The sequence below is a fragment of the Streptomyces sp. NPDC091387 genome, from assembly GCF_044756945.1.
In the GTDB taxonomy this organism is placed as follows: Bacteria; Actinomycetota; Actinomycetes; order Streptomycetales; family Streptomycetaceae; genus Streptomyces.
The window spans coordinates 157,557-170,845 of the sequence record NZ_JBIVTZ010000001.1; the positions used below are offsets into that span (position 1 = coordinate 157,557).

General features: G+C 71.6%; 14 protein-coding genes. 9 read left to right on the plus strand and 5 right to left on the minus strand.

Features of this window, described 5'->3' with window-relative positions; translation table 11 throughout:
* Window positions 1–46: 46 nt before the first annotated feature.
* On the plus strand, window positions 47–538 hold the full coding sequence (locus ACIQM0_RS00780) for a GNAT family N-acetyltransferase (protein WP_401281962.1): 492 nt from the start codon (window positions 47–49) through the stop codon (window positions 536–538).
* A gap of 20 nt (window positions 539–558) precedes the next feature.
* Here ACIQM0_RS00780 and ACIQM0_RS00785 read toward each other — a convergent pair whose 3' ends face one another.
* Window positions 559–2,604 (minus strand): DHA2 family efflux MFS transporter permease subunit, encoded by a 2,046-nt coding sequence (locus ACIQM0_RS00785; protein WP_401281965.1) that lies wholly within the window; start codon window positions 2,602–2,604, stop codon window positions 559–561.
* A gap of 135 nt (window positions 2,605–2,739) precedes the next feature.
* Here ACIQM0_RS00785 and ACIQM0_RS00790 point away from each other — a divergent pair, with 135 nt between their 5' ends.
* Both ACIQM0_RS00790 and ACIQM0_RS00795 read left to right on the plus strand, forming a co-directional pair.
* Window positions 2,740–3,822: a peptidoglycan-binding domain-containing protein gene (locus tag ACIQM0_RS00790; protein ID WP_401281968.1), complete on the plus strand. Its 1,083-nt coding sequence runs from the start codon at window positions 2,740–2,742 to the stop codon at window positions 3,820–3,822.
* A 174-nt stretch (window positions 3,823–3,996) separates the two neighbouring features.
* Window positions 3,997–4,659 carry an HAD-IA family hydrolase gene (locus ACIQM0_RS00795; RefSeq protein WP_401281971.1) on the plus strand — a complete coding sequence of 221 codons (663 nt, stop codon included), beginning with the start codon at window positions 3,997–3,999 and terminating at the stop codon, window positions 4,657–4,659.
* On the opposite strand, the gene ACIQM0_RS00800 is transcribed toward ACIQM0_RS00795, so the two are convergent.
* Window positions 4,646–5,407, minus strand: coding sequence for an ABC transporter permease (locus ACIQM0_RS00800; protein WP_401281973.1), 762 nt, complete (start codon window positions 5,405–5,407; stop codon window positions 4,646–4,648). The genes ACIQM0_RS00795 and ACIQM0_RS00800 overlap by 14 nt on opposite strands.
* A gap of 303 nt (window positions 5,408–5,710) precedes the next feature.
* Here ACIQM0_RS00800 and ACIQM0_RS00805 point away from each other — a divergent pair, with 303 nt between their 5' ends.
* The 4 genes from ACIQM0_RS00805 to ACIQM0_RS00820 all read left to right on the plus strand — a co-directional run bounded on the left by ACIQM0_RS00805 (window position 5,711) and on the right by ACIQM0_RS00820 (window position 9,805).
* Window positions 5,711–6,355 carry an HNH endonuclease family protein gene (locus ACIQM0_RS00805; RefSeq protein ID WP_401281976.1) on the plus strand — a complete coding sequence of 215 codons (645 nt, stop codon included), beginning with the start codon at window positions 5,711–5,713 and terminating at the stop codon, window positions 6,353–6,355.
* A 140-nt stretch (window positions 6,356–6,495) separates the two neighbouring features.
* Window positions 6,496–8,280: an alkaline phosphatase D family protein gene (locus tag ACIQM0_RS00810; protein ID WP_401281979.1), complete on the plus strand. Its 1,785-nt coding sequence runs from the start codon at window positions 6,496–6,498 to the stop codon at window positions 8,278–8,280.
* Between the two features lie 82 nt (window positions 8,281–8,362).
* Window positions 8,363–8,830: a DoxX family protein gene (locus ACIQM0_RS00815; RefSeq protein WP_401281982.1), complete on the plus strand. Its 468-nt coding sequence runs from the start codon at window positions 8,363–8,365 to the stop codon at window positions 8,828–8,830.
* A gap of 288 nt (window positions 8,831–9,118) precedes the next feature.
* Entirely contained in the window at window positions 9,119–9,805 is a 687-nt protein-coding gene (locus tag ACIQM0_RS00820; RefSeq protein ID WP_401281985.1) for a DedA family protein, read from the plus strand.
* On the opposite strand, the gene ACIQM0_RS00825 is transcribed toward ACIQM0_RS00820, so the two are convergent.
* Complete coding sequence (locus ACIQM0_RS00825) at window positions 9,792–10,016, minus strand: DUF2277 domain-containing protein (RefSeq protein ID WP_123470583.1); 225 nt, start codon at window positions 10,014–10,016, stop codon at window positions 9,792–9,794. The two genes, ACIQM0_RS00820 and ACIQM0_RS00825, sit on opposite strands and share 14 nt — an antisense overlap.
* 165 nt (window positions 10,017–10,181) lie before the next feature.
* On the minus strand, window positions 10,182–10,622 hold the full coding sequence (locus tag ACIQM0_RS00830) for a hypothetical protein (RefSeq protein WP_401281988.1): 441 nt from the start codon (window positions 10,620–10,622) through the stop codon (window positions 10,182–10,184).
* 192 nt (window positions 10,623–10,814) lie between these two features.
* Here ACIQM0_RS00830 and ACIQM0_RS00835 point away from each other — a divergent pair, with 192 nt between their 5' ends.
* Window positions 10,815–11,375: a GNAT family N-acetyltransferase gene (locus tag ACIQM0_RS00835; RefSeq protein WP_401281991.1), complete on the plus strand. Its 561-nt coding sequence runs from the start codon at window positions 10,815–10,817 to the stop codon at window positions 11,373–11,375.
* Here the strand turns inward: ACIQM0_RS00835 and ACIQM0_RS00840 are convergent.
* On the minus strand, window positions 11,372–11,854 hold the full coding sequence (locus tag ACIQM0_RS00840) for a winged helix-turn-helix transcriptional regulator (protein WP_401283352.1): 483 nt from the start codon (window positions 11,852–11,854) through the stop codon (window positions 11,372–11,374). The genes ACIQM0_RS00835 and ACIQM0_RS00840 overlap by 4 nt on opposite strands.
* A gap of 14 nt (window positions 11,855–11,868) precedes the next feature.
* Here ACIQM0_RS00840 and ACIQM0_RS00845 point away from each other — a divergent pair, with 14 nt between their 5' ends.
* Complete coding sequence (locus tag ACIQM0_RS00845; protein ID WP_401281994.1) at window positions 11,869–13,188, plus strand: MFS transporter; 1,320 nt, start codon at window positions 11,869–11,871, stop codon at window positions 13,186–13,188.
* Window positions 13,189–13,289: the final 101 nt, after the last annotated feature.

Consider the following 13,289-nt stretch of genomic DNA (forward strand, 5'->3'; position numbering starts at 1 on the left):
AGCAATTCGTTTCTCCGCACAGCTGTGCGGAAGTCAGAATGAACCAATGACGTGGACCGTGACCCCCGAACGCTTCGACTCCCCCGACGCCGCCCTGCTGCGCCGGGACTACTACGACGAGGTCGCGAGCCGCTACTGGGGGCGGCCCGCGACGGTCGAGGAGATCGAGGAGGGGCTCACGGACGACGGCGCCGAACGGCTCGTTCCGCCCACCGGTGAGTTCGTCGTCGGCCGGTTCGACGGGCGGGCGGCGGCCTGCGCCGGGCTGGTCGTGACGGACGCGGGGGTCGCGGAGCTGACCCGGGTGTTCGTACGTCCCGAGGTGCGCGGCACGGGCGGCGGCGGGCTGCTGCTCGCGGCGGTCGAGGGCCGGGCGCGGGACCTCGGCGTACGGACGCTCCGCCTCGACACCCGTAACGACCTGGTCGAGGCGCGCGGGCTGTACGCGAAGCACGGCTACCGGGAGGTCCCGGCGTTCCACCGCCGCAACCAGTACGCCGAGCACTGGTTCGCCAAGGAGCTCGGCACCACCGGGTGACGCTCCCGCCGGCGGGAGCGTCAGGGGGCGTGGTGGTCCCGCTTCGGCTCCGGGCTGTGCGGCCGTTCCCTGCTCGATCCGCTCGTCTCGGCCGTCAGCTCCGTCACCAGGGCGACCAGGTCGGTCGGCCGGTCCGGACCCCACCAGTCACCCAGCAGCTCCGCCAGGGACTCCTCGCGGGCGTGCGAGAGCTTCACCACGGCCTCCGCGCCGGGCTCGGTGAGCACCAGCTGCACGCCCACCCGGCGGGCCAGCCCGAGTTCCTCCAGCTGCCGGCCCGCCTCGCTGATCACCCGCAGCGGCACCGGGGCGATCTCGGCGAGCCGGGCGGGCTCGACGGTGCCGTGCCGTTTGATGCGCAGCAGCATCCAGCTCGCGGCGGGCAGCAGGTCGAGCCCGGCCTTCTCGGTGATCTTCACGTAGACCTCGCGGCGTCCCTCCCGGGTGGCGAGGACCGAGAGGGCGCGGGCGCATTCGTCGTAGGAGGACCGCTGGACCGGGTTCGACGCCAGGGTCTCGCTGGGGTCGGGTGCGGTCACAGAGCCGCGCAGCTTGTCCTCCTTGAGCAGCCAGGCGAAGACGAAGGCGATCAGGACGACGGGGGCCGCGTACAGGAACACATCGGTGATCGACGTCGAGTACGCGCTGAGCACCGGCTGCCGGAGTGAGGGCGGCAGCCGGCTGACGGAGCGCGGGTCGGAGGCCAGTCCGTTCGCGCTGATCCCGGGCGGCAGCGCCCGGCCGGAGAGCGCCGCGCCGAGCTTGTCGGTGAGCCGGTTGGTGAAGATGGTGCCGAAGATGGCGACACCGAACGAGGCGCCGATGGAACGGAAGAAGGTCGCCCCCGAGGTGGCGACGCCGAGGTCCTGGTAGCTCACGGCGTTCTGCACGATCAGGACGAGGACCTGCATCACCAGACCGAGTCCGGCACCGAAGACGAAGAAGCAGACGCTCATCTCCAGCGTGCTGCTGTTCTCGGTGAGCCGGTGCAGGAGCAGCAGGCCGATCGCCGTGATGCCGGTGCCGAGGATCGGGAAGATCTTCCAGCGGCCCGTACGGCTGACGATCTGGCCGGACCCGGTCGAGGTGATGAGCAGGCCGAACACCATCGGGAGCATGTGGACGCCGGACATCGTCGGCGTGATGCCGTGCACCACCTGGAGGAAGGTCGGCAGATAGGTCATCGCGCCGAACATCGCGAAGCCGATGACGAAGCTGATCACGGCGACGAGGGTGAAGGTCCTGATCCGGAACAGCTTCAGCGGCAGTACGGGTTCGGCGGCGCGCCGCTCCACGTACACGAAGGCGATCAGCAGCAGCACGCTGACCGCGGCGAGGCCGATGATCTGCGTCGAGCCCCAGGCCCAGGTGGTGCCGCCGAGCGAGGCGACCAGGACCAGGCAGGTGGCGACCGAGGCGATGAGGAAGGTGCCCAGGTAGTCGATGGTGTGCTTCGTGCGGCGGACCGGGATGTGCAGCACGGCGGCGATCACGGCGAGGGCGACGACGCCGATGGGGAGGTTGATGTAGAAGACCCAGCGCCAGCTGAGCTGTTCGGTGAAGAAGCCGCCGAGGAGCGGCCCGAGCACGCTCGTCGCGCCGAACACCGCTCCGAACAGGCCCTGGTACTTGCCTCGTTCGCGCGGCGGGACGATATCGCCGACGATCGCCATCGACAGCACGATCAGGCCGCCGCCGCCGAGCCCCTGGAGGGCGCGGAAGCCGATCAGCTGCGGCATGTTCTGGGCGATGCCGCAGAGCGCGGAGCCGATCAGGAAGATGACGATGGCGATCTGGAAGAGCCGCTTGCGCCCGTACTGGTCGCCGAGCTTGCCCCACAGCGGGGTCGCGGCGGTCGATGCCAGCAGATAGGCCGTGACCACCCACGACAGATGATCCAGACCGCCGAGGTCACTGACGATGGTCGGCAGTGCGGTGGAGACGATGGTCTGGTCGAGTGCGGCGAGCAGCATGCCGAGAAGCAGCGCGCCGATCGCCACCAGGACCGACCGCGTGGAGCGGTTCTCGCCGGGGGCCGGGGCCGGAGGGCTCAACTGCTGGGCCATGAAACATCTCCTCGGATCCGCTACTCCCCCATCCTGTCTGTTCTGCACCGTTATGGCCTGCCGAGGGGCCGGATGATTGGGCTTCCCGGCGGCGGGCTGGATAATCGCAGGCAGTTCAAGGGGAGGGGACCCACAATGACCGGACATATATGCCCGGAGTGCGGTACGGACGGCAGACCCGGTGCCGGTCCGGGCTGCGGCTGCGCGGCTCGGCACGGCGCCGGGCAGCGCGAGCCCGCCGGACACCAGCGCGTCACCGAGGATCAGCGGGCCGCGGAACAGCACCGCATCGTCGAGGAGCACCACGCCGGACGGTCGGCCGAGTTCGCGGCCGCGGAGGACTTCGACCCGCTGCGCATCCGGCCGTACGTGACGCTGGGGGGCGAGGAGACGGCGGTCGGCGGGGACGGGCCGACGGGCGAGGTGACGGACGGCCATGCGGGGGACGCGGCCACCACGATGCCGCTGTTCCTGGACCCGGCGGGACCGGCCCCGCTGCCGGCCGCCGCCGGTCCGGGCTCACGGGACGACCAGCCGGTCGTCCCGGTCCTGATGACCGGCCCCGACCCCGTGCAGCCGCGCCGCCGCGGGCCCTTCGCCGCGCTGGCCGTGGGGGCGGCCGTCGTCGCGGTGGTCGGCACGGCGGCCTTCGTGGGCGGGCTGTTCAACGGGGACGGCGGCGGGGACACCACCCTGGATCCGGTCCTGCCCTCCACGGTGACCAGCCTCCCCGAGGAGAGCGCCGCGCCCTCGGCCTCCACGACGGCGTCCGCCTCCGCGTCACCGTCCCGGCCGGCCTCGGTGTCACCGTCGGCCTCCGCGAGCGCGTCCGCGTCCGCGACCGCGTCGCCGTCGGCGAGCGCCTCGGCGTCCCGTTCCGCGTCCGCCGGGCCCTCCGGCCCGTCCGCCGCGTCCTCCCCGACGGCCACGGCGGACGCCGAGGGTCAGGAGAAGCCGGTGGCCCCGGTCGCCCCGCCGCAGGACGGTTCCACGCTGCGGCGCGGCGACCACGGCCCGGAGGTGGCCGAGCTGCAGCGCCGGCTCCAGGAGATCGGGCTGTTCATGAGCCCCGCCGACGCCGACTACACGGACCGCGTCGAGGACGCCGTGCACCGCTACCAGACGTACATGTACATCAAGGGCGACGACGACGGTGTCTACGGACCGCACACCCGGCGGGCGCTGGAGGCGATCACGACGGGCCGCGGACGCCACTGACCCGCGGGACACACCTGCTCCGGCCAGGGATTGGCTTTCCCGGACAGGTTTTTGTATCGTGATGGAACAAAGTGGCCCCCAAACGCACTCCCTGACCGGCGGGCGGGGGCCGCTTGATCTCTTTCCGGGGTCTCACGTGGCCCCGCGCCGTCACCCCCGCCCTGGAGCCCGCCCATGCCGGCCACCGTTCTCACCGCCCGCGCCCTCCTGCTCGACATGGACGGGACCCTGGTGAACTCCGACGCCGTCGTGGAGCGCTGCTGGCGGCGCTGGGCGCTGCGGCAGGGCCTGGACCCGGAGGCCGCGCTCAAGGTGGTCCACGGCCGCCAGGGGTACGCCACCATGGCGGTGCTCCTCCCGGACCGTCCGATGGAACAGAACCACGCGGACAACCGGGTGATGCTCGCCGAGGAGACCGCCGACACCGACGGCGTCGTCCCGATCGGCGGCGCCGGCGCCTTCATGGACGCGATCGCCGCGCTCCCGCACGCCCTGGTCACCTCGGCCGACCGGGCCCTGGCCCGCGCCCGGATGACCGCGGCCGGACTGCGGATGCCCGAACTCCGGGTCACCGCGGAGAGCGTGGGCGCCAGCAAGCCGGACCCGGAGGGCTTCCTCAAGGGCGCCGCGGGGCTGGGCTTCGATCCGGCGGACTGCGTCGTCTTCGAGGACTCGGAGGCGGGTATCGCGGCGGGCCGGGCGGCGGGGATGCGCGTCGTGGGCGTGGGCCCGCGAGCCGCGTCGCTCTCCCCGGACGCGCACGTCGAGGACCTGACCCGGATCCGGGTGGAGTCGGCGGCCGACGGCTCGGTCCTGCTGCACATCAGCGCCCGATAGCCGAGGCCCCTTCCCCGTTACGGCGGAGCCGGCCCCGCGCCACCAGTTCCAGTACGGTCGCGACGGCCGCCGCCTGTACGGCCATCAGCGCCACCAGCACGAACAGCTGTACGGCGCCCGCCTGTACCGGTGAGGCGCCGCCCAGCAGCATGCCGACGAAAGCGCCGGGCAGCGTGACGAGCCCCACCGTCCGCGTCTGGTCGAGCCCCGGCAGCAGCGCGTCGGACGCCGCGGGCCTGGCGATCTCCAGCCGCGCGTCGCGGTCCGAGAAGCCGAGCGCCATCGCCGCCTCCACCTCCCCGTGCCGGGTCGCGAGTTCGTCGAGCGCCCGCCGCCCGCCGAGCACGGTCGCGGTCAGGGCGCCCCCGATGAGGATGCCGGTCACCGGGATCAGCGCGATGCCCCGGACCGGCACCAGCCCGGTGAGCAGCAGCACCGCGACCACCGGCACGACCCCCGCCCCGATCGGCACGGCCACCCACCGCCAGGTGCGGTTGTCGGTGACACGGTGACCCGCGGTCCACACCGCCACGCCGAACATCAACGCGATGAACGCGAAGGTCGGCGCGGAGGCATGGACCACCCAGCCGATGAGCGAGGAGACCGCGGCGAGCTGGACCGCCGCCCGCAGCCCCGCCAGGACGATCTGGCGCGACCGGCCGAGCGAGGCGAGAGCGGCGATGCCCGCGGCCGCCGCGAGCAGCAGCGCGAGGACGGCCCCGAGTGTGATGGTGACCGGTAGCAGCACGCGGCCACCCTAGGACGGCCCGCGGCCGGTCCTGCTCCGCGACCGGAAATCCCGTCGCAGGCCGCGACCGGATCCGGCCCCCTTTCCCGAGCGTGGAACTGCCGCCTCATCAGTTCCGTACGCCCGCGCACACCCATGCGCACGCCCCCGCACACCGACCCTCTTCGTCAGACCCCTTGATGTGACGTGCCCATGTCGCCACTCTGTTACCTGGCGCCCACCCCACGGAAACCTCGCGCCGCCACGATGGCCGGGCCGTTTCGCACGACCCGCCCAAGGTCCCCCCACATCAAGGGAGTTCGCATGTCAGGTGTCTACGCGCGTCGCATCGCCGTCCTCGCCGCATCAGCCGCCCTCGCCGCAACAACCGCGCTGCTCAACGCTCCCGGCGCCCAGGCCGCCATGCCCACCCCGGTGGCCGCGTCCACCGCCCGCACCTATCTGGGCCAGCTGACCGTGCAGGCGGAGGGCTCGTCGAGCGGATACAGCAGGGACAAGTTCCCGCACTGGATCACCCAGTCGGGCGCCTGCAACACCCGCGAGGTGGTGCTGGAGCGGGACGGCACGAACGTCACGCAGGACTCCAGCTGCGCCGCCGTGAGCGGCAGTTGGTACTCGGAGTACGACGGGGCCACCTGGACCGCCGCATCCGATCTGGACATCGACCACATGGTCCCGCTCGCCGAGGCCTGGCGGTCCGGCGCATCGAGCTGGACCACCGCCCAACGGCAGGCGTACGCCAACGACCTGACGCGGCCCCAGCTCATCGCGGTCACCGACAACGTCAACCAGTCCAAGGGCGACAAGGACCCGGCGAAGTGGCTCCCGTCGCGCACCGCGTACCAGTGCACGTACGCGCGCGCCTGGGTGCACGTGAAGCACTACTACGACCTGACGGTCGACTCGGCCGAGAAGACCGCACTGCAGACCGTACTCAACGGCTGCTGAACGATCACTGAACGGCGGCCGTCCCGCTGACCGCCGCCCCGGAACCGCCCCGCCCTCCCCCGTCGTTCCGTACGGTACGAAGCCGCCGTACGAACAACGCGTACGGCACCGTCCGTACGGAACGATGCGAGGAGCACCACATGGCCGGGCTGCGCCTGGGACCACTGCTGCGGTACGTCGACTGGGAGACCGCCTCCACCGCGACCGTCTGGGTCGAGGCGGACCGGCCGTGCACGGCCGTGATCCGGTGCGCGGACGGAGCCTCGGGCTCGTCCCGGACCTTCGCGGTCGCCGGGCACCACTACGCCCTGGTGGTGGTGACCGGTCTGACCCCCGGCTCCACCACGGCGTACGAGGTCCTGCTCGACGAGCACCGGGTGTGGCCACCCGAGAACCACCGCTTCCCGGCGAGCACGATCACCACCCCGCCGATACCCACCGGCGGCGACAAGGGCGGCGAGGGCCGCGAGGAAAGGGAGGAGGGGAACGGCGAGGCCGGCGGGCCGGGGACGGTCCGGATCGCGTTCGGCTCCTGCCGCTGGGCGGCTCCCCCCGCCGGCGGACACGCGTCCGTCCGGTCCGACCCCGTCGGGCCGGACGCCCTGGACACCCTCGCCGCCCGGCTCGCCGCCGACCCCGACGCCGTACGCCCCGACGTCCTGCTGCTCCTGGGCGACCAGGTGTACGCGGACGAGACCTCGCAGGCGACCCGGCGCAGGCTCGCGGCACGGCGCGATCTGGACGAGCCGCCGGGGGCGGAGGTCGCGGACTACGACGAGTACACCTGCCTGTACGACGAGTCGTGGCGCGACCCCGAGGTGCGCTGGCTGCTCTCGACGGTCCCCAGCTGCATGATCTTCGACGATCACGACGTCATCGACGACTGGAACACCAGCGCCGCCTGGCTCACCGAGATCCGCTCCACGCCCTGGTGGCACGAGCGGATCGTCAGCGGACTGATGTCGTACTGGGTCTATCAGCACCTGGGCAATCTCTCCCCCGCCGAACTGGCGGCGGACCCGCTCTACGCGGCCGTGCACGCGACCCCGGACGGCACCGAACAGGTACGCCGGTTCGCGGCCGGGGCCGACGCGGACCCCACCGGTACCCGCTGGAGCTACCGACGCGTTTTCGGCCGAGTACGGCTGCTCATGGTGGACAGCCGCGCGGCCCGGGTGCTCGACGAACAGCGGCGGGCGATGCTCCACCCGCAGGAGGCGCGCTGGCTGCGCGAGGAGGCGCTGTCCGGGCCCGGTTCTTTCGACCATCTCCTGATCGGCACCTCGCTCCCGTGGCTGCTGCCGCCACTGGTACACGACGGGGAGCAGTGGAGCGCCGCGCTGTGCCGGGGCGAGCGGGGCGGGCCGGACGGCCGCTGGGCGCGCGTCGGCGAGTACCTCCGGCAGCGCTCCGACCTGGAGCATTGGGCCGCGTTCCCCGATTCGTTCGGGCAGCTGACGGAGCTGATCCGGGAGGTGGGCAGCGGCCCGGACGCACCGGCGACGGTATGCGTGCTGTCGGGCGATGTGCACCATGCGTACATCGCGGAGCCCATCTGGCCGGCCGGGGTCCCCGGCGGGGCGCCGGATGCCCGCGTTCTGCAACTGACCTGCTCTCCCGTGCACAACTCGATCCCCGGCCCGCTCAAGGCCGCCTTCCGTTTCGGCTGGAGCCGGGCCGGGCGGCGGCTCGGCCGGCTGCTGGCGCGGCACGGGCGCACTGGTACACCCCCGGTCCGGTGGGACAAGACGGACGGGCCGTGGTTCGGCAATCAGCTGATGACACTCACGCTGCATGGCCGGAAAGCTGCGCTGTCATTGGTTCAGGCCAAGTCAAGGAGGACAGGGGCCCAGCTCCAGACGGTATTCGATCGCTCGTTGACCCATGACGGGCCGTCTACTTTCAGCCAGTCAACTAAACGTTGAACTTGCAAGTATTGGTGAGGTTTGCCTAACCTGTAGCGCTCAGTCGGTTCACGTCCCCACTAGACCGAAGGAGCCTCCCCCCATGTACACACGCCTGAACCGGGCCCAGCCCTACGCCCTCGCGCTCTTCCGAATCGTCGTAGGCCTGCTCTTCGCCTGCCACGGTGCCGCCTCGATCTTCGGTGTCCTGGGCGGCGCCATGGGCGGCGGATCGATACCCGCCGGCACCTGGCCGGGCTGGTACGCGGCGGTCATCCAGCTCGTCGGCGGCAGCCTCGTGGTACTGGGCCTCGGCACCCGCATCGCCGCCCTGATCTCGTCCGGCTCCATGGCGTACGCGTACTTCAAGGTCCACCAGCCCGGGGCGCTCCTCCCGCTCCAGAACGGCGGCGAGCCCTCGGCCGTCTACAGCTGGGTGTTCCTGCTGCTCGTCTTCACCGGTCCCGGCGCCCTGGCCCTGGACCGGCTGTTCACGTCCCGCTCCGCCGCACAGCGCACCGAGGAGCGCGCGCCCGAACCGGCTGAACCGGCCGCCCCGATAGCCGCCTGACCCGTACGAACCACCGGGTCCGCGCCGGCCGGGCCCACCACGCCATCTCGGGGGTACGCCGGGAATGCCGCTTCCCGGCGTACCCCCGAGGCACCGCTTCCCCGACCCATCCCCGAGGCACACACGAGTGACACACAAGGCTCATGTGACACACCCGTGAGGTGCCCAACATCACGCATATATATGGATCTCCAGGTGAACGGCAGGCGTACGCTGTACAGCTGGCCCTGCCGCTCCTGCCGCTCCCCTTGCGACGTCGCGGCGTCGTCACTGAAACGGGGAGTAGAAGTGCTTGAGAGTGTGGGTGCGCTGACCGGCAGCCCATGGATCTACGTTGTGGTCGCCCTCTCGGTGCTTCTGGACGTCTTCCTCCCCGTACTGCCCAGCGGTGTCCTCGTGATCACGGCGGCCACGGCCGCCGCCGCGGGCACCACCACGGTGGCCGCCGACGCCGCGGGCGCCGCCCGTCACGTCACCGAGGTCCCCTCGCTCCTGGCCCTGATCCTCTGTGCGGCCAGCGCCTCGGTGCTCGGCGACCTCGTCGCGTACCGGCTGGCCTGGCGCGGTGGCGCACGCCTGGACCGCGCCATCGCCCGCTCGCGCCGCCTCACCTCCGCGCAGGAACGCCTCGGCGCCGCGCTGAGCCGCGGCGGCGGCGCGCTCGTCGTCATCGCCCGCTTCGCCCCGGCCGGACGCTCGGTCGTCTCACTGGGTGCGGGCGCCTCGCACCGCAAGGTGAAGGAATTCCTGCCGTGGTCCGCGGTGGCGGGTGTGGCCTGGGCCGGTTACAGCGTGGGCCTCGGCTACTTCGGCGCCCAGTGGCTCGGCGCGAGCTGGCTGGGCACGGCGGTCTCGGTCCTTGCGCTGTTCGTCGCGGGCGCGTTCGCCGCACTGCTGATGCGGCGCCCCGCCGCGGCGGCGGCCGCCGCGGCCGCCGCCAGCGTCGCCCCGGCCTCGGTCCCTACGGCGTCCTGACACCTCCCCGCACTTCCAGACCGTCCAGCAGCCTGGCGGTCGACGCGGCGATCTCGTCGACGGCACGGTCGAAGACTTCCCTGTTGTGCGCGGCCGGCGCACGGAAGCCGGACACCTTGCGCACGAACTGCAGGGCGGCGGCGCGGATGTCCTCCTCGGTGGCCTCTTCGGGGAGGACGGGCGGGCGGAGGGTCTTGATACTGCGGCACATGTCTCAAGTGTGGACCGCCCCACTGACAACGTCCCGGGCAGCGGCCCGCAGCATGCGGGAGGCCTGGTCGGGTCGGGGCACGCCAGGAGTCGCCGGCGTGCGGGCCGGTCACGCACTCAGGCCCCGCACACCGACGTCATTCCCGTGAACCTTCAGGAGCCGCTCTCAGATGAGCGACTTCGAGCGATCCGTGCACAGGGCCCAGATCACGAAGGTGTCGATGGCGAGGGAGACCACGGCCCAGATCGGCTGGTAGGGCAGCCACATGAAGTTCGCGATCATGTTGAGCGCCGCGAGCGCCACACCGATCCCGCGGGCCCAGCCGAAGCCCCTGAGGATTCCCCAGCCGATCACGACGAGGAGGATGCCGAGAGCCAGGTGGATCCAGCCCCAGGCCGTCACATTGAACTTAAAGACGTAGTCGTTGATCCGGGCGTAGACCGTGTTGGACGCGATTCCGGCGATGCCCTTGATGGCCCCCAGAACACCGTCGACCATGAGCAGGACCCCGGCGAACATGGCCCCGCCGGCCGCCCAGGGGTTGACGCCCCCCGGATCGGCGGTGTGCGAGTGAGACGTACCCGGTGTGGGCGCTGACTGTGCCATGGGAACTCCTCGGCCGGTGGAACTGCACGTCAGACCGACCCTGGTGGGCACGTACGGAGGCGGCCACTCGGGCGCAGCCGAACGGGTGAGGGCGGCCCTGAACCGGGGGCGCCCGGCGCCCGTCCCGCCCCGGGAAATCCGCTTGGCAGGGACCTCTCCGGAAGGAATCCTGTCCGGTCGGAGGTGGTGACGATGACCGACGTCGTACTGAGGCTCTCGGCCCGCGATCTGGTTCCCGGCGATCTGGAGTCCTGCGGTTGGTCGGGCTCGACGCTCCATGTGGAGAACATCGCGGGGCAGCTGGCGCGGGCCCGGCGCGGCGAGGTGGACTACCTGGCGGTGTGTCCGCCGTCGGGCGTCCCGGTGGCGATCGGCGGGGTCGACTACGGCGTCCGGGAGGGCGCGGGCAGGCTGTGGCAGCTGGCGGTCCACCCCGCGCTCCAGTCCTGCGGGATCGGCACGTTCCTGATCGCCGCCGCCGAACGCCGGATCGCCTCCCGCGGCCTGTTGCGGGCCGAACTCGACGTGGAGGACGACAACCCGCGTGCCCGCGCGCTGTACGAGCGCCTGGGGTACGTGGCGTACGGCCGACAGCCCGATTCCTGGGACGAGTTGGCCCCGGACGGCTCGGTTCGCCGTTACGAGACGATGTGTACGCAGATGGCCCGGGACCTCGACGGAACCCCGTCGGCCGGACAGGACGGACGGACGAACCCTGCCGTGACCCGCTCACCGGTGTCCGGCACCAACTAGCTTTCGGAGACGATGCGTTCGTAGGCCAGGGTGAGCTCGGCGAGGACGCCGTCGGCCCGCTGCGGACGGTCTTCGAGGTGCAGGGCGCGGAGCTCGTCCATGAACCTCTCCCCCATTTCGGGGCCGCCGCGGGCGAGGAGCTGGGCACGGATCGGCAGCTCGGGTGTGGTCGGGAGCCATCGGGAGCCCCAGTCGCCCAGCCGCGTCATGAGCGGAACGAGCTGGATCGATGCCTCGGTGAGCCGGTACTCGATCTTCTGCCGGTGACTCGGGTCGTCGTGCCGGGTGAGCAGACCGGCGCCCACGAGCTTCGACAGCCGGGCGGCCAGGATGTTCGACGCGATGCCCTCGACCGAATGCGCGAGCAGTTCACGGAAGTGCCGGTAGCCACCGAACATGACGTCCCTCAGCACGACCAGGCTCCACCGGTCGCCCAGCAGCTCGACGGTCAGGTTGATCGGGCAGCCGGATTTCCGCAGCTCAAGGGGTCCCCATGCAGCCCGCGTCTCCGGACAGAACCTCCGACAAGCCCCATTCCGCCCCTCCTTTCCGCCCGACTCCGCCGAGCCTGTGGCGGGATGCCGACTTCCGCCGGCTGTGGGTGGGGCAGACCGCCTCCCAGTTCGGGGCGCAGGCCGGCCAGGTGGTCCTGCCGCTCGTCGCCGTGGTGTCGCTCGACGCGGGAGCCGGTCAACTCGGCGCCCTGCGCGCGGTGGAGCAGGCGCCGATCCTGCTGCTCTCGCTCTTCGTCGGCGCCTGGGTGGACCGCAGGCGCTCCCGTACTGTGATGGTCCTGGCGGACTGCGGCCGGGCGCTCGCCATGGCAGCGGTGCCCGCCGCCTACCTGCTCGGCGTCCTCGGACTGCCCGCACTGCTCGTGGCCGCTCTCCTCGTCGGCGTACTGAGTGTGTTCTTCGACGTGGCGTACCAGGCCTCGCTCGTACGGCTGGTGGCACGCGGCCAGTTGGCGCGGGGCAACAGCGCGCTGGAGGGCAGCAGGTCAGCGGCGCAGATCGGCGGCCCCGCGCTCGGCGGCACGCTGGTGTCGCTGTTCTCGGCACCGCTCGCCACCTTCGCCGGCGCGTTCTTCTTCGTGGTGTCGTCCGTATCGATCTGCCGGATCCGCGCACGCGAACCGCTCCCGGTGCACCCCGAAGGACCTGTCCGCATCTGGCGGCAGATCCACGAAGGACTCCGCTTCGTCGCCGGCAACAGCTCTCTGCGGGCCGTGGGCCTGGCATCGGCGCTCTATCAGTTCTCCTTCGCCGCTCTGATGACCGTCTATCTGCTCTACCTCCCCCGCGGGCTTCATCTGCCGGGCACGGCCGTCGGCCTGGCGCTCGCGGCGACAGGTCCCGGCGCGGTCGTGGGCTCGCTGCTGGCGGCGCGACTGCCGGGGAGATTCGGGTTCGGCCCGGTGCTGGTGGCTTCGGCGGTGCTGGCCGACGGTGTGATGCTCTGCGTACCGGCGCTGCACGGCTCCCCTGCCGTGACACTTCCGGCGCTCATGGGGATCAACTTCCTTTTCGGTACGTTCAGTCAGCTGGTCAACGTCACGACGATGGCCGTACGGCAGGCCGTCACGCCCCTCCGGATCCAGGGCCGGGTCGTGGCGACGATCAACTTCGCCGGCATGGGCCTGACGCCGCTCGGCTCCTTGCTGGGCGGCCTTCTGACCGTTCAGTGGGGGCTGCGTACGAGCCTGCTCCTCACCGCCGCCGCCATGGCACTGTCCCCCCTGTTCATGGCCCTGTCCCCGCTGGCCCGCCTGGGCAGGACGCTCCCGGACGAGCACCCACCGGCAGCCGGCTAGAGGGGTGAACCGGATGGACCGGACGGCACGTGGCCGACCCGACCAGGCAGAACAGCAGTACCGGGCCGATCCTTCCCTCTTCCGGTATATGCCGGTGAGTG